The organism is Streptomyces sp. NPDC059169, assembly GCF_042755225.1.
Lineage (GTDB): Bacteria > Actinomycetota > Actinomycetes > Streptomycetales > Streptomycetaceae > Streptomyces.
This window is the reverse complement of sequence record NZ_JBHZCF010000012.1, coordinates 215406-237641: the sequence shown is the minus strand read 5'-3', so window position 1 is coordinate 237641 and position 22236 is coordinate 215406. Positions and strand designations below refer to the sequence as shown.

Below are 22236 nucleotides of genomic sequence, written 5' to 3'. Positions count from 1 at the left end.
ATGGCCAAGGGCGAATGGGCGCATCACTGGCAGCACGAGCGGCTGCCGGGCCTCGACCTTCTCCGAGCCCACTACGTGCGCCACACCTTCCCCCGCCACAGCCACGAGGGCTACGTCTTCGGCACGATCACGGGGGGCATCGAGGACGTCGGCCTACCCGGCGGAGTCGTGCACGCCGGACCCGGCACCGTCGTCATGATCAATCCGGAGGTGCCGCACACTGCCAGGGCGGGGGCACCCGAGGGCTGGGTGTACTCCACGCTCTACCCGTCGGCGCAGGTCGTCGCCGAGATCGCCGCGGAGACCACGACGATCCGTGGCACCGCCGGCTTCGCCGAGACGCACGTCGTCGACCACCGGGCGGCGCAGCTCATCCGCGAGGTCCACCGCGCGGCCGAGCAGGGTGACGCACTCGCCGCGGACAGCATGCTGCGGATCATGGTCGCCCTGATGCTGCGCAACCACGGGAGTTCCCTGCCCGCGCGGGAGCTGCGCACGGCCGGCGCGCGCAACGCGGCCCGCGCCCGAGCCGTACTGGAGGAACGGATGGACGACCCGCCCACGCTCCAGGCCCTGGCCACCGAGCTGGGGACCAGCCCGTTCGCCCTGCTGCGCGCCTTCCGCGACCGCTACGGGATGCCACCGCACACCTGGCTCACCGACGCCCGGGTCCGCCGTGCCCGTCAGCTACTGGACGTCGGCACGGCCCCGGCACAAGCCGCCGTCGCAGTCGGATTCACGGACCAGCCGCACCTGAACCGGCACTTCACCCGCATCGTGGGCGTCCCACCCGGCGCGTACCAGCGGGGGCGGACGGACCACGCCGAACGGACGCCCTGAAAGGACCGGAACCAGGACCGAGCAGAACCCCGCCCGTGCGTCCGCGCCCCGGCGCAGCCGGAGCGGCGACCTGGGTGCAAGAACGTACAAGACCTGCCCAGACGGGCCCCGTAGCGTCTCCGGCGTGGCAGAACAGACAGCACCGACAGAGATACCCGCCGGGGGAACGGCACCGGACGCCGCCCGGCACTCGATGGTCACCGACCGGAACGCGCCGGACACGGCCGGCGCCGCGGACCGGGCCGCTCGGGCGGCCAAGACCGACTCCGCGGTCGTGCGGGACTCCCTCGGCGTCGGCCTGGCCGTCGGACTCTCCGGCTTCGCGTTCGGCGTGACCTCCGCGGGCGCCGGACTCAGCTTCCTGCAGTCGTGCGCGCTCAGCCTGCTCGTCTTCACCGGCGCCTCCCAGTTCGCGCTGGTCGGAGCACTGGCTGCGGGAGGCAACCCCCTCACCGCCGCGGCCGGTGCGTTCTTCCTCGGCACCCGCAACGCCTTCTACGGACTGCGGCTGTCACAGGTGCTTCGCCTGCCGCGCGTCCTGCGCCCCTTCGCCGCCCACTGGGTGATCGACGAGACCACCGCCGTCTCGCTCGCCCAGCCCACCCGGCACACCGCACGTCTCGGCTTCACCGTCACCGGTCTGACCCTCTACGTGCTGTGGAACCTCACCACCTTCCTCGGCGCCCTCGGCGCCGAGGCGATCGGGGACACCGACGCCTGGGGGCTGGACGCTGCGGGGCCGGCCGTCTTCCTCGCCCTTCTGGCTCCCATGCTGCGCACCGCGACCGAACGAGCCGTTGCGGGTCTCGCCGTCGTCGCGGGGCTCGGGCTGCTCCCGGTGCTCCCCGCCGGGGTGCCGGTGCTCGTCGCCGCACTCGTCGCCCCCGCGGTCCTCTGGGCCGAGGGCCGCCAGCGCACCACCCGACGGAAGGGGGAGGAGCGTTGAACGTATGGATCGCGATCGGCGCCACCGCGGTCGGCTGCTACCTGGTCAAGCTGGCCGGCCTGCTGGTGCCCGCGGGGGCGCTGGAACGCCCGCTCGTACGGCGGCTCGCCGCCCTCCTGCCCGTGGCGCTGCTGGCGGCACTCACCGCCCAGCAGGTCTTCAGCGCTTCCGGTGTCCTGGTCATCGACGCGAGGGCCGCCGGAGCCGGGGCGGCCGCGATCGCGCTGGTCCTGCGCGCTCCCTTCCTCATCGTGGTCGCCGCTGCGGTGGTGGTGACGGCCGGTGTCCGGGCCCTCGGCGGCTGACGCTCCGGTGCGTAAGGTGGCCGTGCGGTCCTGTCGAGCCGTCCGGGGAGTGAGCGTCCATGCCGGTGTCCGCCGCCGCGAGGGCACTCGCGCTGCGTTGTGAACGCAGGGCAGGCGAACTCGCACGGCGCATGGCCCACGAGTCCTTCGAGGCACTGCCCGGCTACGCCGAACTGCCCGCGGACGTCAAGGACCTGGAAATCGCGACCACCGCGCGGCACGGAGTACGCCTCTTCCTGCGCAGGGTCGCCGATCCGCGCTCCGGCCACGGCGGCTACCGGCTCTTCCGCGAGCGCGCCGCACAGCGGGCCGAGGAGGGCATGCCGCTGCACCTGCTGCTGCGCACCCATGCGCTCGGCATGTACGTACTGTGGCAAGCCCTCCGTGAGGAGGCCGGCCCGGGGGAGGAAGCGGCACTCGTCGAACTGGTCGACCTCCTGCTCCAGCACCACCACGGCGTCGTGGGCGCCGTGGCCGAGACCTACCTCGACGAGCGCTCCGCGATCGAGGCGGAACGCCGGGCCCAGCGCCGGGCTGTCGTGCGCGGGCTGCTCGACGGCATGCTGCCGCCGGGCCACGCGTCGCTGGACCGACTGAGCCTCGAAGGGCCCCTGCTCGTCCTCGCGATCGACATCGGCCGGCCCTGCGCACCGGAGGGCCCGGTGGTGGTCCGGCGCAGGCTCCGCCGCATCCAGACGGTCCTCGACAAGACCTTCGGCACCGAGGTCCTGACACTGCTCGATGCCGGCCCCGAAGGGGCAGCCGACTCCGGTCGCGCCGTGGTGCCCGCGGACTGCGAGCCCCCGGAGGACCTCTCGCAGCGCCTGTCGACGGCCTGCGGACGGGAGGTCAGGGTCGCCGCCGTGCCGGCCGGGGACCTCGGCGCCGTGCCCGAGGCGGCCCGCACCGCGACGGAGGTCCTGAGGATTGCCAGGGCCTGTGGGCTGCCCGCGGGGACGCACCGGCTCGACGACGTCCTGCTGGAGTTCCACCTGTCCCGGCCGGGCCCCAGCGGGGACCGGATCGCCGCGCTGCTCGACCCGGTCGGGGACCGGCCGGAGCTCGTGGAGACGCTGCGTACGCACCTGGAACACCGTCAGGACCGCCGGGCGACGGCTGCAGCCCTCGGCCTGCACCCGAACACCGTGGACAACCGTCTCGCCAAGATCGCCCAGCGAACGGGCCTCGACCTCTCCTCGCCGCGCGGCACCGCCCTCGCCCTCGCTGCGCTGCTGCTCCGCTGAGCGGGGCCGGGGCTCGGCATCAGCGAAGGGGCCGACCGTGTGCCCGAAGGGTTCGCAGTGCCTCGACCGTCACGATCGGACGCGCCTCCAGGGCGGTGCCCGGCGCCCACTGTCGCCACCGGACGGGCCAGCCGCCGTCGTCCTGCTGCTGCTCCGCGAGGTGATTGAGCGATCGTTCCATCTCCTCGTCCGTGAACCAGCGCCGCGCGAGCGAGTCCGGCACGCGTGCGTAGTCGTGCGGGAAGTGGTGCTCGCCCGGGGCGTAGCCGTCCGCGACGGGGTACGCGTCGAGCCTGCCCGGGTCCAGCACCACGAGCCGCTGCTCGCGCACGAGCCGTCCCAGCCGGTCCGAGGCGGCCTCGGCGCGGGCGCGGTCCGGGACACCGTCCAGGAAGGCGACCGCGGCTTCGACCTCGTACGGGTGCGACTTGTCCAGTGCCTCGACCGTGGCCCAGCAGAAGTCGGTCGCGCGGAAGAGCCACGCGTGCCACACCTGGTTCCGGTGCAACAAGCCGACCACCGGACCCGTGGTCAGCAGCTCGCTCGGGGGGTCTGCCACGACCGGGATGAAGGGTGCCGCCGGGTAGCCGCGCTGCGACGGGTGGACCGCGGGCAGTGCCCCGTCCCGGGTGGCCACGGCGGTGAGGTAGCGACACAACCGCTCCACCCTCAGGCCGCCGCAGCGCCCGATGGAGTCCAGGACGCGCAGCGCGTGGACCGTGTGGAGCGGCTGGCTCACGGGGCCGCGCAGATCGGGTTCGAGGGCGTGGCCGTAGCCGCCGTCCTCGTTCAGGTAAGCGGTCAGGGCGGCCTCGACCGGGTCCGCTCCGGCGCCCAGGAAGTGGTACGCGAACCGCCGCTGTTCGAGCACGCGCGCGGTCAGCCAGATGAAGTGCTCGGCCCGCGCCAGGAGTGTTCCAGCCATGCTCCGACGGTAGGGCGGAAAGGGCTTTCGGAACGGAGGACGGACCAGGCTGCACTCTCAGGAGCGGGATACTGGTGGCATGCGGTTGACGATTTTCTGGGAGCGCATGGAGGAGTACTTCGGCGCGGGGTACGCCGACTCCTTCGCGCGCGACCACGTGATGTCCGAGCTGGGTGGCCGAACGGTGTACGAGGCCCTCGCCGCCGGCTGGGAGGCGAAGGACGTCTGGCGAGGGGTCTGCGCAGCTGTGGGCGTCCCGGCCGACAAGCGGTGAGACCCGGGGTTTTCCACAGGTCGCAGCAGTTGTTGCCCTGGTAGGCGAGACTTGCCCCGTGGCATCGACTGACGAGACCGCCCAGGATGAGAACCGCCCGACCGCCCGGCCCCCGGCGGCCGGGCCACTGAGCGACGCCGTGCGCCTGCCCCGCGGAGCCGAGGGGCACGCCATGGTTCCCGCGCCGGCGGCGGCCGAGCCCGACACCGACACGCTCGCCACGGCACCGGACGGGGGGTCGGGCGCCGGTGCGTCCACCCCGGCGGGGCCTGCCGCGCGCATGCCGCGCTGGCTGCCGCGCGCCATGGTGTTGGCGCTCGCTCTCTACGGCTGCTTCCAGTTGGGCAGCTGGGCCTTCCACCAGCTCATCGGGCTGCTGATCAACATCCTGATCGCCTTCTTCCTGGCGTTGGCGGTCGAGCCCGCGGTGGGCCGGATGGCGGCACGCGGCATGCGGCGGGGGCTCGCCACCTTCCTGGTCTTCTTCGGCGTACTGATCGCCGGTGCCGGCTTCGTCGTGCTGCTCGGCTCGATGCTGGCGGGCCAGATCGTCGACATGTTCGCCGACTTCCCCAAGTACCTCGATCAGGTGATCAACTGGATCAACGAGACGTTCCACACCGAGCTGTCCCGTGTGGCGGTCCAGGACAGCCTGCTGCACTCCGACTGGCTGCAGAAGTACGTGCAGAACAGTGCCACCGGCGTGCTCGACGTGTCCGCGACGGTGCTCGGCGGCTTGTTCAGGCTGTTGACGATCTTCCTCTTTTCCTTCTACTTCGCGGCCGACGGGCCGAGGCTGCGCCGCGCGCTGTGCTCCGTGTTGCCTCCGGCGCGGCAGACCGAGGTGCTGCGCGCCTGGGAGATCGCCGTCGACAAGACGGGCGGCTACCTCTACTCGCGCGGGCTGATGGCGCTGATCTCAGGTGTCGCGCACTACGTGCTGTTCGCGCTGCTGGGCGTGCCCTACGCACCGGCCCTGGCGGTCTGGGTGGGGCTGGTGTCGCAGTTCATCCCGACCATCGGGACCTATCTCGCGGGTGCCCTGCCCATGCTGATCGCCTTCACCGTCAACCCCTGGTATTCGGTGTGGGTGCTCGGCTTCGTCGTGATCTACCAGCAGTTCGAGAACTACGTCCTCCAGCCCAAGCTCACTTCCAAGACGGTCGACATCCACCCTGCCGTGGCGTTCGGCTCGGTCATCGCGGGCACCGCCCTTCTGGGGGCGGTCGGCGCGCTGATCGCGATTCCCGCGATCGCGACGTTGCAAGCCTTCCTCGGCGCCTATGTGAAGCGGTACGCCGTGACGGACGACCCGCGGGTCCACGGACACCGGCGGCACGGCGAGGTGGTGCTGGCGCGCGTGCAGCGAGCACTGCGCAGCAGGCGGGACGAAGGCCCCGCGCCGGGGGACGGCGGCAGCTGACGCTGCTGGTCCGGCCGAGTCCTCCGGACGGATCAGCGCTGGCGGCGGCTGTCGCACGTGATCACGCTGACGGCCCGGGCCGCTACCGGCGGCCGGTGTCACTTCAAGCGTGTTGGCCTGAGCGGCGGCCACCGGTAACGGCAGCGGGTCGGGCTCGGGCAGGGTGCACGGGTCGGGCTCGGGAAGAGAGGAAGTCGCGGGGCTCGGGTCGGTACCTACGGCGATGTCTGCACGGTGACGGGGACCGTCCGAGGCAGGGAGTTCGATCTCCAGTGCGTGGCCACGCTCTCCCTTCCGCCGTGGGGTCACTTCACCGCACAGGGCCGCTTCACCGTCCCGTCCGCGCGGCACGGCGACATCGACTTCGCGATCACCGGAGGCACCGGGTCCTACCGTACGGCCCGTGGTTCGATCCACGTGGTCAACGTCCGCGGCGGCCAGACGTACCTCACCGTCCGTCTGATCCGCTGACCGCGGGGAATCGCGCCCCGAGCGGCTCGACCACTCGGGGCCGCGCCGTGCCGTGCCGATCGAGAGGGCGTCGCGCTGCGCGTCGAGTGGGGATCGGTGCGAAGGTACGGCTCCCTCTCCTCAGCAGGTGCGTACGGCCTGGGCATACCGTGCAGGAGAGGTGAGTGGTGCGCTTGACACTAAAATCGAACATCCATTCTTATGGGGGTTCTGGTCCTTGGGAACCCCGGGGTTGCACCGAGTTTTCCACAGGCTGGAGGGACGTCGGGGCGCATTGTCAGTGGCAGGGGATAGCGTCTTTGACGTGAAGCGATCGACTCAAGCAACCCGGGTGGAACCCATGGCAGGAACCGACCGCGAGAAGGCGCTCGACGCCGCGCTCGCACAGATTGAACGACAGTTCGGCAAGGGCGCCGTGATGCGCATGGGCGAGCGGTCGAAGGAGCCCATCGAGGTCATCCCGACCGGTTCGACCGCACTCGACGTCGCGCTCGGTGTCGGTGGCCTGCCGCGCGGCCGTGTGGTGGAGATCTACGGCCCGGAGTCCTCCGGCAAGACGACCCTGACCCTCCACGCCGTGGCCAACGCGCAGAAGGCCGGCGGTCAGGTCGCCTTCGTCGACGCGGAGCATGCCCTCGACCCCGAGTACGCGAAGAAGCTCGGTGTCGACATCGACAATCTGATCCTTTCCCAGCCGGACAACGGCGAGCAGGCCCTCGAGATCGTCGACATGCTGGTCCGCTCCGGTGCGCTCGACCTCATCGTCATCGACTCCGTGGCAGCCCTCGTGCCGCGTGCGGAGATCGAGGGAGAGATGGGCGACTCGCACGTGGGTCTCCAGGCGAGGCTGATGAGCCAGGCGCTCCGGAAGATCACCAGTGCACTCAACCAGTCCAAGACCACGGCCATCTTCATCAACCAGCTCCGCGAGAAGATCGGCGTGATGTTCGGCTCGCCGGAGACCACGACCGGTGGCCGCGCGCTCAAGTTCTACGCCTCGGTGCGGATCGACATCCGCCGTATCGAGACCCTGAAGGACGGTACCGAGGCCGTCGGCAACCGCACCCGCTGCAAGGTCGTCAAGAACAAGGTCGCGCCGCCCTTCAAGCAGGCCGAGTTCGACATCCTCTACGGCCAGGGGATCAGCCGTGAAGGCGGCCTGATCGACATGGGCGTGGAGCACGGGTTCGTCCGCAAGGCCGGCGCCTGGTACACGTACGAGGGCGACCAGCTCGGTCAGGGCAAGGAGAACGCGCGGAACTTCCTCAAGGACAACCCGGACCTCGCCAACGAGATCGAGAAGAAGATCAAGGAGAAGCTCGGTGTCGGTGTGAGCACCGAGGCCCCCGCGGGTGAGCCGGGAGCGGACGCTGCCGGTACGGCGACCTCCGCCGATGACCAGGCGAAGTCGGTCCCCGCGCCGGCCACCAAGGCGGGCAAGGCCACCAAGGCCGCGGCGGCCAAGAGCTGACCGGCCCGGTGCCCGACCCGAGCACGCGGCGCACCGCGGAATGGCCGGGCGGCAGCTCTGAGTCGTCGAGGGCCGACAAGGAGTTGCCGTCCCAAGACCCGGTCGAGCGGGCGCGGGCCATCTGCCTGCGTCTGCTCACCGGCACACCGCGCACCCGCAAGCAGCTCGCCGATGCCCTGCGCACACGTGATGTCTCGGACGAGGTCGCCGAGGAAGTGCTGTCCCGTTTCGAGGATGTCGGCCTCGTCGACGACGCGGCGTTCGCGGACGCGTGGGTGGAGTCCCGGCACCATGGCCGGGGCCTGGCCCGCCGCGCACTCGCCCGCGAACTGCGCACCAAGGGCGTCGACGCGGCACTGATCGACGAAGCTGTCGCACAGCTGGACTCGGACCAAGAGGAGCAGACGGCCCGCGAGTTGGTGGCGCGGAAGCTCCGGGCAACCCGTGGCCTTGACCGGGACCGCCGACTCCGGCGCATGGCGAGCATGCTCGCCCGCAAGGGATACCCGGAGGGCATGGCCTTGCGGGTGGTACGCCGTGCCCTGGATGAGGAGGGCGAAGACACCGAGGGCTTGGACGGCCTCGACCTCGGCCTCCCCTAGTCCGCGGGGACCGTGCCGCCGGAGCGGCCGCACCCCTTCGGCCTGGGCAGGCAGCCGTCCGAGCCAGCCCCAGACGCCTGCGCTGAGCCGTGCCCGAGCGCCCCTGGTGGTGGTCGTAGGCCGCTCACCGACCGGCCGCCCCTCTTCCGCGCCCCACGATCTGTGCCGTGCGGGGAGAAGGCGTCAGTCAGTCAGCCGGTATCTGGCCGCTCGTCCGGGCGAGCGGAACATGGCCGGCGGCTGATGGCGGACGCAGACGGGTGCCCGACGTCCGTGCGGGCTCCCCCTACAACCCGGGCGGCAGGCCGACGGCGAGCCGCATGCCGTGCCCGACAGGGCACGGCCCAGCGGCTGCACCGTGGAGCCCGGATCCGCAGCTAGCCCGCAGCCCGAGGTACCCACACCGGCAGGCCATCCGCCCGCCATGCCTGGAAGCCGCCCACCAGATCGGTGGCGCGGTGCAGCCCCAGTTGTTTGAGGGAAGCGGCCGCCAGCGATGACGCGTATCCCTCGTTGCACACCACCACGACCTGAAGGTCGTGGCTGGTGGCCTCCGGCGCACGGTGGCTTCCCAGCGGGTCGAGCCGCCATTCCAACTCGTTGCGTTCGACCACCAGCGCCCCGGGGATCAAGCCGTCCCTGTCGCGCAGCGCCGCGTAGCGGATGTCCACCAGCAGTGCTCCGGCCGCAGACGCCTCGAACGCCTCGCGCGGGCCCACCCGGTCCAGCCCGCGCCGCACCCGTTCCAGGAGCTCGTCGATCCCGACGCGTCGTTCGCTCACTGCCAGTCCTCCGGACGCTCCACCTGCTCGAGCCTGAGCACCGGACCGCTCCTGCTGAACCGTCGCAGCAGCGGCAACGGCGGATAGTACGCGTGGACCGAGACCGCGTGGCCGGTCGGTGACTCGTTGAGCACCTCGTGCACGTGGTGCCGGCCGAACGCCCGCCCCTGTCCGGTACCCACGCGGCGTTCGCGGTCCACGCCTTCGGCCAGCTCCAAGGTCTTCCACCCGCCGGCCGGGAGCCGTACGGCGAGCGACTGTTCCTTGAGTTCGCCCGAAGCCGTGGCGAAGGCACCGATCGATTCGGCGTGGTCGTGCCAGCCCGTTCCCGTCCCCGGAGGCCAGCCGATCAACCAGGCCTCACTGCCGCCCGGCCCCTTCAACCGGATCCAGGTGCGGCCTTCGGGGTCGAGCGGCAAGGAAGCGATCAGCTCCGCATCGGAGGCGGTGCGCAGGGCGAAGTCGAGAAGCTCCGCCGCGGAGGGTGGGGCCGTCCTCCCGTGCGCGGTGGGAGCGGCATCCACCGGCCCGGCGGGAACCGGCGAGACGAATGTCGTGCTGCCGGACGATGGAGCCCCAATACGGGGGCCGCCGTGCGACGTGTGCACGGGTTCGGAGGGGGAAGCAGTGCGGGATGGCTGGGACACGGGAAACCGTCCTGGAAGTCGCTGATTCCGCGCAGCCCGGTCATCGAGGACCATGACGGCGCGGGTGGGTAAGCAAGGCGAATCAGCAGGACGGACGACACACGCAGCCCGCATAGCGGACCAGGTCCATATGGACCCTCCGCCACAGGCGCACATCGGTGTCGGTCACGTTCCGGAGTACACCATGCGCGCCTGCGCCGGTCAATTGACGTCCGCAGTCCGGTCAGCGGTGTGGTCGGCGCCGTGATCGAGGGGGCGGTCGGCACCACGATCGACGTCAGGGCCGGCAGCTTGGCCGGGGACGGACGTTGGCGCGCCGCCGCGCACCGCGTCCGCCGCTGCGTACAACTCGGCCGGGCGCACGCCGCTGAAGGCCGTGGCGAGGTGCCCGTCCGGCCGCACCAGCAGCACCGTGTGCGCCGACGTCCCCGGATAGCCCTCGGTGACCAGCAGTTCAGCCCGCGCCGGAAGTTCCGTGACGGCGCGGGCCAGCTGGGGCATCACCCCAGCGGTCATCCAGTGCCGCCGGTCCCAGACACCCGTGCCCGGTGCGACCAGCACCACCAGCAGTCGTCCCTGCCCCAGCCGGTCCCGGAGCCGCACCGTCGTGCCGTCGGGTGCCGTGACCTGGACGTCGGAGACCGGTGCGCCGATCGGAGTGCCGACGGGGGCGTGCGACTCGGCGTGCCGGGGGGCGAGGGGAGAGTGCGGATATGCGGGGGGCGCGCCGAGCGGGCCGAGCCCCAGGTGCCCATCGGTGAGGAGGGTGTCGTGCCCTCGCACCGCTCCCGGGAGGTAGGTGCGCAGACCTCCGCTGCCGCGCAGTATCGGCAGCGATTGGTCAGCGGCGCGCAGCCGGGCGGCCACGGCCGTGCGCCGTTCCGCCTGGTAGCTGTCGAGCAGCAGGTCCGACGCCCCGTAGTGCCAAGCGTGCGACAGCTTCCACGCGAGGTTGTCGACGTCCCGCAGACCCTCGTCGAGTGCCTGGGTGCCGACCGCACCGAGCAGATGGGCGGCGTCACCGGCGAGGAAGGCGCGGTCCACCCGCCAGCGGCGGGCGAGCCGGTGGTGCAGGGTGTAGACGCCCGTGTCGATGAGGTCGTACTGCGCTGCTCCGTCGCACCAACCCGACAGGGTGTCACGGACCCGGGACACCAGGGCGTCCGGAGTGACGAGTTCACCGCGGGCTGGCAGGAGCCAGTCCAGCCGCCAGGCACCGTCCGGCAGCGGTCTGGCCGTGACTTCCTCGCAGCCCGCGCGCCACGGCGGCAGCCGGTGCAACACGCCCTCGCCGGGCCAGGGCAGTTCGGTGCGCAGCGCCGCGACGGCGTGGCGTTCCACGGCGGTGCGCCCGGGGAACCGGATGCCGAGGAGTTTCCTGACGGTCGACCGGGCGCCGTCGCAGCCGACCAGGTAGCTGCCGCGCCACCACGTTGCCTCCGGCTCGCGGGTGTGCACCGTGACACCGCTGCCGTCCTGTTCCAGAGCGTCCAGCCTGCTGTGGGTGGCGACTTGCACCAGGTCCTGCGCGGCGATGGCGTCTCGGAGTCCGCGCACCAGCGCATGCTGCGGAATGTGCACGGGAGCCTGGAGCCGGTCCCCGCCGAGCCGGACCGCACGCACCTCTTGCTTGCGTCGCAGGGACCGCCAGCCGGACCAACGCGTCCCCTCGTCACGGATCGTGGTGCAGCCGAGCCGCTCCACCAGCGCGGCGGTGTCGGCGCGCAGCACCACCGACCGGGCGGCGCGAGGCTCGTCCTTACCAGCGCCCTCGTCGAGTACGACCGATGGCACGCCCTGTGCGGCCAGGGCGAGCGACAGCGCCAGTCCCACCGGGCCTGCGCCGCCGACGATCACCGGGTCCACAGCACTGCTCCTGTGGCCTGCCGGGACGGAGGGAACAGCGGGAAAGGGCTGGCCGCAGCCCGGTGCACGATCACAGAACGTATGCAACCTACTGCCGGTGCCCCCGTCAAGCAGCGATTGCAGCCGCATGGCGGGCGTCTCGCGGTCCGTCGGTGTCCGGACCGGTGCTCACCCACCTCTGGTGTCCCGGAAGAGAGGAAGGAGGGCGCAGGAGAGCCATCGGCGCGTCCCTCTCCACGTGAAGAGGAGCCCGGTCGTTGCTCACCCGGTGTCGGGCCGTGTGGTGTCCGGACGAGCGGGGCTGCCGTGTCCGAACGGACTGCCGTGTCCGGAGGTGCCCGCTCCCGGCTGGCGCAGACGGACACGTCGGCGCCGGTGCACGACGGATCGTCAGGTGTGGCCCGTCCGCCGGGCCGGGCGCGCACTCCAGGAGAACGGCCGGACATCCGCGGCACCGGCGGGTACGGAGCCGCGCGCACAGGCAAGCGGGTGCAGGTGACACACGAGCAGTGAGGGGCGGCGGCCTTCCTTGGGTTCTAGGAGTCGTTGCAACATCCCAGTTCAGGGGATGCAATGGACTTTGAGATCCGCAGGGACCGGACGCCTCAGGGCCCTCGGAAGCTGACGCGTGAGCGGGAGGAATACTCCCGTCTCATGCAGCAGGGCTACAGCAACAAGGAGGCCTGCCGGGTCGTCGGGATCGACGAACGGACCGGCCAGAAGTGGCGTAACGGGCGCAAGCTCACCGGGAAGCAGAGGAAGGCTCTGCTGCCGCTCGGCGCGGTGGCAGAGCCTTCCGGCACGTCGCGGTACCTGCGCGAGGCCGACCGCATCCACATCGCCGACCGGCTGCGGGAGAAGGCGACCGTGCGGGCGATCGCCGCGGAGCTGGGCCGCAGCCCGTCCACCATCAGCCGGGAGATCCGCCGCAACCGCCACCCGGTCAACGGCCAGTACCGCCCGTACGCGGCCCAGGCCCGTGCCGATGCCCGCCAGCCCCGGCCCAAGACCGGCAAGATCGGCCAGAACCCCGAACTGCGGGACTTCATCCAGGCCCGCCTGGACATACGGTGGAGCCCGGAGCAGATCTGCCAGGCTCTGCGTGCACAGTTCCCCCTGCGGCCGGAGATGCACATGGTCCACGAAACGGTCTACCAGGCCCTCTACGTCCAGGGCCGCGGAGAGCTGCGCCGCGAACTGGCCCGCGCCCTGCGATCGGGCCACGCCCGGCGCAAACCCCGCCGCCAGGCCCAGCAGCGGCAGCCCAGGTTCGCCACCCCCATGGTCATGATCAGCGAGCGTCCAGCCGAAGCCGAGGACCGGGCCGTGCCCGGCCACTGGGAGGGCGACCTGATCATCGGCAAGGACGGCAAGTCGGCCATCGGCACCCTCGTCGAGCGCGCCACCCGCTACGTCATGCTGCTGCACCTGCCCGCAGACCACGGCGCCGAAAGCGTCCGGGACGCACTGGTCACCACGGTCCAGACCCTGCCCGCCCACCTCAGGCGATCCCTGACCTGGGACCAGGGATCAGAGATGGCCGCCCACGGCTCCTTCACCGTCACCACCGACGTCCCGGTCTACTTCTGCGACCCGGCCAGCCCCTGGCAGCGCGGCTCCAACGAGAACACCAACGGCCTGCTGCGCCAGTACTTTCCCAAAGGCACCGACCTCTCGGTCCACACCCGCGAGCACCTCACCGCCGTCGCTGCCGAACTCAACGGCCGCCCACGCAAAACGCTCGGCTGGGAAACCCCAGCCGAGCGCCTGCATAAACTACTCGCGGCCTGATCAAACCAACCACGTGTTGCGACGATCCCTAGAAACCGCCTTCCGGCCGCCGCCCCTCACCGTGCCTGATCCAGCCGGGTGGTCATCCGGTCCGGTCGTGGTCGGCCGTCGCTGCCTCGGCGTCGACGGTCTCCAGACCACCGCCGGGGCTCGCGTGCACCACCGCGCCCGTGCTCTTCTTGCCGCGCCGCAGCTTGCGCTCAAGCCAACTGGCGGCCGTCGTGAGGGCGAAGTTCAGCGCGACGAAGATGACCGCGACGATGGTGAAGCTGGCGATGGTGTTCGCGCCGTAGTTGGCGCTCATGGGGCGTACAGACGACAGCAGTTCGGAGAAGCTGAGCATCGCGCCGCCGAGGGCGGTGTCCTTCACGATGACGACCATCTGGCTGACGATCGCCGGGAGCATGGCCGTCACCGACTGCGGCAGCAGCACATACGTCATCGTCTGGCCCTTGCGCATGCCGATCGCCTTGGCGGCGTCGGTCTGTCCGCGGGGCAGCGCGAGGATACCGGCCCGGACGATCTCGGCCAGCACCGAGGCGTTGTAGAGCACCAGTCCGGTGACCACCGCGTAGAGGGGGCGGACCTCGCTGCTGACGTCGGTGAAGTCGGAGTAGGCCTGGTTGGCGAACAGCATGAGGATCAGCACCGGGATGGCGCGGAAGAACTCCACCAGCGTGCCCGCGATTCCCCGGACCCAGGCGTGGTCGGAGAGCCGGGCGATACCGAAGATCGCACCCAGCGGCAGCGCGATGACCAGCGAGAGGGAGGCGGCGATCAGCGTGTTCTGCAGGCCCGGCCAGATGTAGGTGGTGTACGGCTGGGAGCTCGTGAAGAACGGCTCCCACTTGATCCAGTCCAGTTGGCCCTTGGAGCTGAGGCTGTCGTAGACCCACCACCCGACGGCGGCGAGCGCCACCACGAACAGCGCCGTGTACAGGATGTTGCGCCGCTTGGCACGGGGCCCCTGGGCGTCGTAGAGAACGGAGCTCATCGCTTCACCGCCACCTTCTTGCTCACCCAGCCGAGGATCAGTCCGGTCGGCAGCGTGAGGCAGATGAAGCCGAGCGCGAAGATGCCGACGATCGGAAGCAGGGCGGCGTACTCCTCGATCCACTCCTTCATCAGCAGGGCTGCTTCGGCGACGCCGATGGCCGAGGCCACGGTCGTGTTCTTGGTCAGCGCGATCAGCACGTTGGCCAGCGGATTGACGACAGAACGGAAGGCCTGCGGCAGGATGATCAGACGCAGCACCTGCGTGAAGCTCAGTCCCAGCGCACGCGCGGCCTCCGCCTGCCCGACGGGCACTGTGTTGATGCCGGACCGCAGTGCCTCGCACACGAAGGCGGACGTGTAGGCGATCAGACCGAGCACCGCCAGCCTGAAGTTGATCACATCGAAGTCATCCGCCCCCAAGGTGACACCGAGCGTCGAGAAGAGGCCCAGCGAGGTGAAGACGATGACGACGGTGAGCGGGATGTTGCGGACCACGTTCACATAGGTGGTTCCGAAACCGCGCATCAGGGGCACTGGGCTGACCCGCATGCCGGCCAGCAGCGTTCCCCATATCAGGGAGCCGAGGGCAGAGAGGACGGTGAGCTGCACCGTCACCCCGAAGGCCCCCAGCAGCTTGTCCATATCAAGAAAGTCGAACACGATCTCCCGCGCTTCCGCGTGTGCGTGTGGGAAGGGCCGGGGCGCGCCACCGCCGTCAGCGGCGGCGCGCCCCGTCAGCCCCGTGGAGTCACTTGACGATGTTGCCGATCTTCGGCGCGGGCTCGTACTTGTAGTTGGCCGGGCCGAAGTTGGCCTCCACGGCCTTCTTCCAGGAGCCGTCCTGGACCATCTTCTCCAGAGCCGCGTCGATCTTGCCCTTGAGCTCGGTGTCGCCCTTCTTCAGGCCGATGCCGTAGTTCTCGTTGCTCATCTTGAAGCCGGCGAGCTTGAACTTGCCCTTGAAGGCGTCCTGCGCGGCGTAGCCGGCGAGGATGGAGTCGTCGGTCGTCAAGGCATCGATGACCTTGTTCTCCAGGCCGGTGAGGCACTCGGAATAGCCGCCGTAGGTCTGCAGCTGGGCCTTGGGGGCGAGCTTCTCCTTGACGTTCGTCGCGGACGTCGAGCCGGTGACCGAGCAGAGCTTCTTGTTGTTCAGTTCCTCGGGCTTGGTGATGGAGTTGTCGTCGGCCCGGACCAGGATGTCCTGGTGGGCCAGCAGGTACGGACCCGCGAAGTCGACCTTCGCCAGGCGCTTGTCGTTGATCGAGTACGAGGCCACGATGAACTTGACGTCGCCGCGCTCGATCGCGGTCTCGCGGTCGGCGCTCTTCGTCTCCTTGAAGACGATGTTGTCCTCGGCGTAACCGAGTTCCTTGGCGACGTACTTGGCCACGTCGACGTCGAAGCCGGTGAACTTGCCGTCCGGCGTCTTCAGACCGATGCCCGGCTGGTCGAACTTGATGCCGACCGTGATCTTGCCGCCCTTGTCCGAGGAGCCACCGGCGGAGTCGTCGTTCTTCTTGCCGGAGCCACAGGCGGTGGCGGTCAGGGCGAGCGCGACGACGACGGCTGCGGCGGAGGCCTTGCGGAGCTTCATGGTGAACTTCCCTTGATTAGACGTGGTGTGAGCGATCAGCAGAGCTCGCCCGGGGCGAAACATGCCCAGGACGGGCTGGGTTCAGTGGTGGAGGATCTTCGAAAGGAAGTCCTTGGCCCGGTCGCTGCGCGGATTGCTGAAGAACTCGTCGGGCGTGGCCTCTTCGACGATCTTGCCGTCTGCCATGAACACGACCCTGTTGGCAGCGGAGCGCGCGAAGCCCATCTCGTGGGTGACGACGACCATCGTCATTCCGTCGCGTGCGAGCTGCTGCATGACCTCGAGAACCTCGTTGATCATCTCGGGGTCGAGTGCGGACGTGGGCTCGTCGAACAGCATGACCTTGGGGTTCATCGCCAGCGCCCGGGCGATCGCGACACGCTGCTGCTGACCGCCGGAGAGCTGCGCCGGGTACTTGTCGGCCTGGGTGCCGACGCCGACCCGGTCGAGCAGCTCGCGCGCCTTGTCCTCTGCGGCCTTCTTCTCCGTCTTGCGGACCTTGACCTGGCCCAGCACGACGTTCTCGAGCACCGTCTTGTGCGCGAAGAGGTTGAACGACTGGAAGACCATGCCGACGTCGGCGCGCAGCCGGGCCAGCTCCTTGCCCTCCTGGGGCAGCGGCTTCCCGTCGATCGTGATCGTGCCGGAGTCGATGGTCTCCAGCCGGTTGATCGTGCGGCACAGCGTGGACTTGCCGGACCCGGAGGGCCCGATCACGACCACGACCTCGCCTCGGCTGATCTTCAGGTCGATGTCCTGGAGCACATGCAGTGCGCCGAAGTGCTTGTTGACGTTGCTCAGTACGACCAGGTCCGACGTGGTCGGAACGGCGTCCTCCGCACCCTTGGTCACTGATACTCCGCTCATCGGCTTGTTGCTCCGTCCTCCTCGGTTGGGAGGACAGTAGTGACGTGATGAGAGCAGAGTCATTACATCTGAGCGGAAATTGAGCATAACGATACGGCTTCGGCCGGATACTGAGGGTGAGGGGCATCTGTGCGGTCGTACCGGGTGGATAACGAAGCCCGGAGGTGGGGGGAACCGCCTTGACTCGCGGTGTGGGCATCGGACTATATGCCCTGATAGGAACGCGAGAGCTACGCCCGGAGGGGGGCCACATGAGACTTCTACTCGTCGAGGACGACGACCACGTCGCGGCCGCCCTGTCGGCCGTGCTGGCCAAACACGGCTTCCAGGTCACCCACGCACGCAACGGCGAGGAGGCCCTTCAGGCGGTCCTGCCCGCGGCGGCAGGTGACAAGCCGCCCTTCGGGGTCGTGCTGCTCGACCTCGGGCTGCCCGACCAGGACGGCTACCAGGTCTGCGGAAGGATCCGGAAGCTCACATCGATCCCGGTGATCATGGTCACCGCGCGGTCCGACGTGCGGTCCCGGATCCACGGCCTCAACCTGGGGGCCGACGACTACGTGGTCAAGCCGTACGACACGGGGGAACTCCTCGCGCGCATCCACGCGGTCAGCCGGCGCTCCCTCGCGGGCGAGGACGCGGGGGCGGGTGCCGACAGCTCCCTCAGGCTGGGGGCCGTCACCATCGAACTGCCCACGCGTCGCGTCAGCGTCGACGGCGCGGTCGTGTCCCTGACCCGCAAGGAGTTCGACCTGCTGGCGCTGCTGGCACAGCGCCCCGGCGTCGTCTTCCGTCGCGAACAGATCATTAGTGAGGTGTGGCGCACCAACTGGGAGGGCACCGGGCGGACGCTCGAAGTGCACGTCGCGTCCCTGCGTTCCAAGCTCCGTATGCCCGCCCTCATCGAAACCGTGCGCGGCGTCGGCTATCGCCTGGTCGCACCCGCCGCGTAAGGCAGCCGCTCCCCTTGCGTACCCGCCTGCTCCCGCTGCTCATCGTCCTGATGGCCGGGGTCCTGCTCGCCCTCGGCTTCCCGCTCGCCGTGAGCCGCGCCGCGGCGGAGCAGCAGCAGGTCGTGGTGGACCGCCTCGACGACACCGCGCGCTTCGCCGCCCAGGCCCAGTTCGTCACCGACGGCGTCCCGGGGCGGGACGCGCGCCGCGGGGCTCTCGTGGACGAACTGACCCGCTACAACGACGTGTACGGAATGAGGGCAGGCGTCTTCTACCGCAACGACACCCCCATGGCCCGCGCGCCCCGCGACTGGGAACTCCCCGAATCAGGAGAGGAAAGGCGCGCGTTCGAGGAGGCACTGCTCGGACGGCGCAGTCACGATCCGCCTCAGGTGTGGCCCTGGCAGCCGGGTGCCCGGATCGCCATCGCCTCGCCGGTGGTGCGCGACGGGGACGTCGTCGCCGTCGTCGTCACCGACTCGCCCACGGGCCAGCTGCGTTCGCGCATCCTCCGGGGTTGGCTGCTGATAGCGGCCGGGGAGTCCGCCGCGATGCTCCTCGCCGTGGGTGCCGCGTTCCGGCTGACGGGCTGGGTACTGAGGCCCGTGCGGGTGCTCGACGCCGCCACGCACGACATCGCGACGGGCAGGATGAACTCGAGGGTGGCAGCCGCCGGCGGTCCACCCGAACTCCGCCGTCTGGCGCACTCGTTCAACGAGATGGCGGACAACGTCGAGGAAGTCCTCGAGCAGCAGCGCGCGTTCGTCGCGGATGCCTCCCACCAGCTGCGCAATCCCCTCGCGGCCCTGCTGTTGCGGATCGAACTCCTTGCTCTCGAACTTCCCGAGGGGAACGAGGAGATCGCGTCCGTGCAGACCGAAGGCAAGCGCCTTGCCCAGGTCCTGGACGACCTGCTCGACCTGGCGCTCGCCGAACACGCCTCGGCCGACATGCGCGTCACGGACATCGGTGCGCTGGCCGCCGAGCGGGTCGCCGCCTGGCGCCCGCTCGCCGAGGAGAAGGGCGTCCGGCTCACCGGCAAGGGCGTGGCGGTCACCGCTTGGGCGGACCCGGTCGCGCTCTCCAGCGCCCTCGACGCGGTCATCGACAACGCCCTCAAGTTCACGCCGGCGGGCGAGGAGGTCACGGTGACCGCCTCGGCGGACGGAGAAGCCTCCACGATCGTGGTGGCCGACCGCGGGCCGGGCCTCTCGGAAGAGGAGCTTCCCCGCGTCGGCGACCGCTTCTGGCGCAGCGGACGCCACCAGAACGTGAAGGGGTCGGGCCTCGGGCTCTCCATCACCCGGGCGCTGCTCGCGGCCGGCGGGGGGTCGATCAGTTACGCGCACCACGAGCCGCACGGTCTGAAGGTGACGGTCTCGGTCCCGCGCACCGCTGCGCCGGACTGAACCGCCTCCCGGGGTGTCCGTCCCGTCCGGTTCCCGGGAGCCGGGGCATGGCGCCCCGGTCGACGGCTCGGGAACGGAAGGTCTTCCGAACGGGAGCCTCTCGGACCGGACGGCACCGGGAGGGGTTCCGGTCCCGAGGTCTCGGCAGCGACGCCGGCCTCCGGGTGGGGGAGGGGAGCGCGTGCCGGAACGGGTCAGGGCTTCACCGAGCGGTAGTAGCGCCTGGCTCCTTCGTGCAGCGGCAGCGGATCGGTGTAGATCGCCGTCCGAAGGTCCACCAGCTGCGCCGGATGGACCTCGTGCCCGATGCGGTCCCGGCTGTTGATCACGGTCCGGGTGATCCGCTCCGCCAGCTCGGGGTCCGCTCGGTCCGTGGTGACCAGGAGGTTCGCCACGGCGACCGTCTTCACGGGCTCCTTGGAGGCCATCTTCGGGTAGGCGTCGGTGGGGAGGACCGCCCCGTGGTAGTAGCGCGTGGCTTCGCCCGAGCCCTGGACCTTGCTGATGAGCCCGTCCTCGACCGGGACCAGCCGGATCGGGAAGCGTCCCGCGAGGGTCTGCACCGCGCCGGTGGGCAGTCCGCCCGACCAGAAGAACGCGTCGAGCTCGCCCTTCTCCAGCAGCTGGGGCATGGTGTCGATCCCGGCCGCGACCGCCGTGACGTGGTGCTCGGCACCGGCGGCCGCCAGGACCCGGTCCGCGATGATGCGGACGCCGGACCCTTCCTGCCCCACGCCCACGCGTTTGCCGCGGAGGTCCGCCGGCGTCCGGACCGACGATCCCTTCGGCACGATCAGCTGCACGTAGTCGTCGAACAGCCGGGCGCAGGCCCGTAGCCGGTCGGCACCCGGTTTGGCGTCCTGCCGGTATTTCGCCACGGCGTCCGCGGTCGCGATGGCGTAGTCGGCCTCGCCCCTCACCAGCCGGTCGAGGTTCTGCTGGGATCCCTCGCTCGCCCGCAGAACTATCGAGACCCGAGGCAGGTCCTTGGCCAGCGCTCCCTGAAGCAGATCCCCGTACCTCTGGTAGACGCCGGTGTTCACGCCGGTGCTGATGGTGAGGGTCCCGCCCGGTGAGCTCCCGCCCAGGGGGAGCAGCCACCACAGCAGCAGTCCGCACACCACCGCGAGCGCCGCGGATCCCTGGAGGACGCGACGCCGAACGGTTCTGGACACGACCCGGGGCATGGCGCGATCCTGCCAGTTCGCTCCCCGTGATGGCCAGGCCTGCCCGGGAACACGGGGGCGGCGCCCCGTTGCGACCCCGTACCCTGGTGTGCGAGATGAGCGCGAAGACTTACGAGGTGCGCACCTACGGGTGCCAGATGAACGTCCACGACTCCGAGCGGCTTTCCGGTTTGCTGGAGGACGCGGGCTATGTCCGGGCGCCCGAGGGCACGGGTGAGGGCGAGGCCGACGTCGTCGTCTTCAACACCTGTGCGGTGCGGGAGAACGCCGACAACAGGCTCTACGGCAATCTAGGCCGCCTGGCGCCGATGAAGGCCAGGCGGCCGGGGATGCAGATCGCTGTCGGCGGCTGCCTCGCGCAGAAGGACCGCGACACCATCGTCAAGAAGGCGCCCTGGGTGGACGTCGTCTTCGGCACGCACAACATCGGGAAACTGCCCGTCCTGCTGGAGCGCGCACGCATCCAGGAGGAGGCGCAGGTCGAGATCGCGGAGTCGCTGGAAGCCTTCCCCTCGACCCTGCCCACGCGCCGTGAGAGCGCGTATGCGGCCTGGGTCTCCATCTCCGTCGGGTGCAACAACACCTGCACGTTCTGCATCGTCCCGGCCCTGCGCGGCAAGGAGAAGGACCGCCGTCCCGGAGACATCCTCGCCGAGGTCGAGGCGCTGGTCGCCGAGGGCGTCTGCGAGATCACCCTGCTCGGCCAGAACGTCAACGCCTACGGTTCCGACATCGGCGACCGCGAGGCCTTCTCGAAGCTCCTCCGCGCCTGCGGGAAGATCGAGGGCCTGGAGCGCGTCCGCTTCACGTCGCCGCACCCGCGCGACTTCACCGACGACGTCATCGCCGCGATGGCCGAGACGCCGAACGTGATGCCGCAGCTGCACATGCCGCTGCAGTCCGGTTCGGACACGGTACTGAAGGCGATGCGCCGCTCGTACCGTCAGGAGCGCTACCTCGGCATCATCGAGAAGGTCCGTGCCGCGATCCCGCACGCCGCGATCTCCACCGACATCATCGTGGGCTTCCCGGGCGAGACCGAGGAGGACTTCGAGCAGACGCTGCACGTCGTGCGGGAGGCGCGTTTCGCACAGGCCTTCACGTTCCAGTACTCCAAGAGGCCCGGCACCCCGGCCGCCGAGATGGACGGGCAGATCCCGAAGGAAGTCGTCCAGGCGCGCTACGAGCGGCTGGTCGCGCTCCAGGAGGAGATCTCCTGGGAGGAGAACAAGAAGCAGGTCGGTCGCGTCCTCGAGGTCATGGTCGCCGAGGGGGAGGGCCGCAAGGACGGTGCGACGCACCGACTGTCCGGGCGCGCCCCCGACAACCGCCTGGTCCACTTCACCAAGCCCGCCGCGGAGGTTCGCCCCGGCGACGTGGTGACGGTCGAGATCACCTACGCTGCTCCGCACCACCTCCTCGCCGAGGGGGAGACGACGGCGGTCCGTCGCACCCGTGCGGGCGACGCCTGGGAGAAGCGCAACGCGGCACCGCAGCAGCCCGGCGTGATGCTCGGGCTCCCCACCGTGGGTGTGCCGGCGCCGCTCCCCGCGCCGACGGGCGGCTGCTCGGCTCTCGGCTGATTCCGGGCGGTGCGGGCTGCGGCGGCCCGGCGAGGCGTACGGGACTAGGCTGCGATC

The 22236-nt window shown here is 70.3% G+C and carries 23 protein-coding genes; 13 read left to right on the top strand and 10 right to left on the bottom strand.

Annotated elements, in window-relative coordinates; all coding sequences use genetic code 11:
• From ACFXOM_RS23065 to ACFXOM_RS23050, 4 genes are all read left to right on the top strand, one after another.
• Entirely contained in the window at positions 1-840 is an 840-nt protein-coding gene (locus tag ACFXOM_RS23065; RefSeq protein ID WP_384938285.1) for an AraC family transcriptional regulator, read from the top strand.
• A 193-nt stretch (positions 841-1033) separates the two neighbouring features.
• Complete coding sequence (locus ACFXOM_RS23060; protein ID WP_384938457.1) at positions 1034-1786, top strand: AzlC family ABC transporter permease; 753 nt, start codon at positions 1034-1036, stop codon at positions 1784-1786.
• Positions 1783-2091, top strand: a complete 309-nt coding sequence (locus ACFXOM_RS23055; protein ID WP_384938287.1) for an AzlD domain-containing protein — start codon at positions 1783-1785, stop codon at positions 2089-2091. The genes ACFXOM_RS23060 and ACFXOM_RS23055 overlap by 4 nt, the downstream gene beginning before the upstream one ends.
• A gap of 59 nt (positions 2092-2150) precedes the next feature.
• Positions 2151-3335 (top strand): PucR family transcriptional regulator, encoded by a 1185-nt coding sequence (locus tag ACFXOM_RS23050; protein WP_384938289.1) that lies wholly within the window; start codon positions 2151-2153, stop codon positions 3333-3335.
• Between the two features lie 19 nt (positions 3336-3354).
• On the opposite strand, the gene ACFXOM_RS23045 is transcribed toward ACFXOM_RS23050, so the two are convergent.
• Positions 3355-4260 carry a hypothetical protein gene (locus ACFXOM_RS23045; RefSeq protein WP_384938291.1) on the bottom strand — a complete coding sequence of 302 codons (906 nt, stop codon included), beginning with the start codon at positions 4258-4260 and terminating at the stop codon, positions 3355-3357.
• Positions 4261-4339: 79 nt separating this feature from the next.
• Between ACFXOM_RS23045 and ACFXOM_RS23040 the strand changes: the two genes are divergently transcribed.
• The 5 genes from ACFXOM_RS23040 to recX all read left to right on the top strand — a co-directional run bounded on the left by ACFXOM_RS23040 (position 4340) and on the right by recX (position 8501).
• Positions 4340-4534, top strand: a complete 195-nt coding sequence (locus ACFXOM_RS23040) for a DUF3046 domain-containing protein (RefSeq protein ID WP_384938292.1) — start codon at positions 4340-4342, stop codon at positions 4532-4534.
• A 280-nt stretch (positions 4535-4814) separates the two neighbouring features.
• Entirely contained in the window at positions 4815-5957 is a 1143-nt protein-coding gene (locus ACFXOM_RS23035; protein ID WP_384938459.1) for an AI-2E family transporter, read from the top strand.
• 276 nt (positions 5958-6233) lie between these two features.
• Positions 6234-6428 (top strand): hypothetical protein, encoded by a 195-nt coding sequence (locus tag ACFXOM_RS23030; RefSeq protein WP_385039040.1) that lies wholly within the window; start codon positions 6234-6236, stop codon positions 6426-6428.
• Between the two features lie 340 nt (positions 6429-6768).
• A complete protein-coding gene (gene recA / locus ACFXOM_RS23025) occupies positions 6769-7899 on the top strand; it encodes a recombinase RecA (RefSeq protein WP_384938295.1) in 1131 nt (376 codons plus the stop codon).
• Positions 7896-8501, top strand: a complete 606-nt coding sequence (recX, locus tag ACFXOM_RS23020) for a recombination regulator RecX (RefSeq protein WP_385039056.1) — start codon at positions 7896-7898, stop codon at positions 8499-8501. Before recA ends, recX begins: the two co-directional genes overlap by 4 nt.
• A 377-nt stretch (positions 8502-8878) precedes the next feature.
• On the opposite strand, the gene ACFXOM_RS23015 is transcribed toward recX, so the two are convergent.
• The 4 genes from ACFXOM_RS23015 to ACFXOM_RS23000 all read right to left on the bottom strand — a co-directional run bounded on the left by ACFXOM_RS23015 (position 8879) and on the right by ACFXOM_RS23000 (position 11796).
• Positions 8879-9283: a rhodanese-like domain-containing protein gene (locus ACFXOM_RS23015; protein ID WP_384938297.1), complete on the bottom strand. Its 405-nt coding sequence runs from the start codon at positions 9281-9283 to the stop codon at positions 8879-8881.
• The gene (locus ACFXOM_RS23010) at positions 9280-9807 is read right to left on the bottom strand and encodes a cysteine dioxygenase (RefSeq protein ID WP_384938299.1); all 528 of its coding nucleotides are present in this window, start codon (positions 9805-9807) and stop codon (positions 9280-9282) included. Before ACFXOM_RS23010 ends, ACFXOM_RS23015 begins: the two co-directional genes overlap by 4 nt.
• Before the next feature lie 205 nt (positions 9808-10012).
• The gene (locus ACFXOM_RS23005) at positions 10013-10084 is read right to left on the bottom strand and encodes a putative leader peptide (RefSeq protein ID WP_309544753.1); all 72 of its coding nucleotides are present in this window, start codon (positions 10082-10084) and stop codon (positions 10013-10015) included.
• Between the two features lie 47 nt (positions 10085-10131).
• Positions 10132-11796, bottom strand: a complete 1665-nt coding sequence (locus ACFXOM_RS23000; protein ID WP_384938301.1) for an FAD-dependent monooxygenase — start codon at positions 11794-11796, stop codon at positions 10132-10134.
• Between the two features lie 654 nt (positions 11797-12450).
• Between ACFXOM_RS23000 and ACFXOM_RS22995 the strand changes: the two genes are divergently transcribed.
• A complete protein-coding gene (locus ACFXOM_RS22995) occupies positions 12451-13587 on the top strand; it encodes an IS30 family transposase (protein ID WP_385039053.1) in 1137 nt (378 codons plus the stop codon).
• An 82-nt stretch (positions 13588-13669) separates the two neighbouring features.
• Here the strand turns inward: ACFXOM_RS22995 and ACFXOM_RS22990 are convergent, their stop codons facing one another.
• The 4 genes from ACFXOM_RS22990 to ACFXOM_RS22975 all read right to left on the bottom strand — a co-directional run bounded on the left by ACFXOM_RS22990 (position 13670) and on the right by ACFXOM_RS22975 (position 17047).
• The gene (locus ACFXOM_RS22990; RefSeq protein ID WP_385039037.1) at positions 13670-14581 is read right to left on the bottom strand and encodes an amino acid ABC transporter permease; all 912 of its coding nucleotides are present in this window, start codon (positions 14579-14581) and stop codon (positions 13670-13672) included.
• The gene (locus ACFXOM_RS22985) at positions 14578-15243 is read right to left on the bottom strand and encodes an amino acid ABC transporter permease (RefSeq protein ID WP_385039034.1); all 666 of its coding nucleotides are present in this window, start codon (positions 15241-15243) and stop codon (positions 14578-14580) included. Before ACFXOM_RS22985 ends, ACFXOM_RS22990 begins: the two co-directional genes overlap by 4 nt.
• Before the next feature lie 88 nt (positions 15244-15331).
• Positions 15332-16180 (bottom strand): glutamate ABC transporter substrate-binding protein, encoded by an 849-nt coding sequence (locus tag ACFXOM_RS22980; RefSeq protein ID WP_385039032.1) that lies wholly within the window; start codon positions 16178-16180, stop codon positions 15332-15334.
• An 81-nt stretch (positions 16181-16261) separates the two neighbouring features.
• A complete protein-coding gene (locus ACFXOM_RS22975; RefSeq protein ID WP_384938308.1) occupies positions 16262-17047 on the bottom strand; it encodes an amino acid ABC transporter ATP-binding protein in 786 nt (261 codons plus the stop codon).
• A 251-nt stretch (positions 17048-17298) separates the two neighbouring features.
• Between ACFXOM_RS22975 and ACFXOM_RS22970 the strand changes: the two genes are divergently transcribed.
• Positions 17299-18000 (top strand): response regulator transcription factor, encoded by a 702-nt coding sequence (locus tag ACFXOM_RS22970; protein WP_384938310.1) that lies wholly within the window; start codon positions 17299-17301, stop codon positions 17998-18000.
• 14 nt (positions 18001-18014) lie between these two features.
• On the top strand, positions 18015-19409 hold the full coding sequence (locus ACFXOM_RS22965; protein WP_384938312.1) for a sensor histidine kinase: 1395 nt from the start codon (positions 18015-18017) through the stop codon (positions 19407-19409).
• A gap of 194 nt (positions 19410-19603) precedes the next feature.
• On the opposite strand, the gene ACFXOM_RS22960 is transcribed toward ACFXOM_RS22965, so the two are convergent.
• Complete coding sequence (locus ACFXOM_RS22960; RefSeq protein WP_384938313.1) at positions 19604-20596, bottom strand: TAXI family TRAP transporter solute-binding subunit; 993 nt, start codon at positions 20594-20596, stop codon at positions 19604-19606.
• Positions 20597-20691: 95 nt separating this feature from the next.
• Here ACFXOM_RS22960 and miaB point away from each other — a divergent pair, with 95 nt between their 5' ends.
• Positions 20692-22179 carry a tRNA (N6-isopentenyl adenosine(37)-C2)-methylthiotransferase MiaB gene (gene miaB / locus ACFXOM_RS22955; RefSeq protein ID WP_384938315.1) on the top strand — a complete coding sequence of 496 codons (1488 nt, stop codon included), beginning with the start codon at positions 20692-20694 and terminating at the stop codon, positions 22177-22179.
• Positions 22180-22236 lie beyond the last annotated feature (57 nt).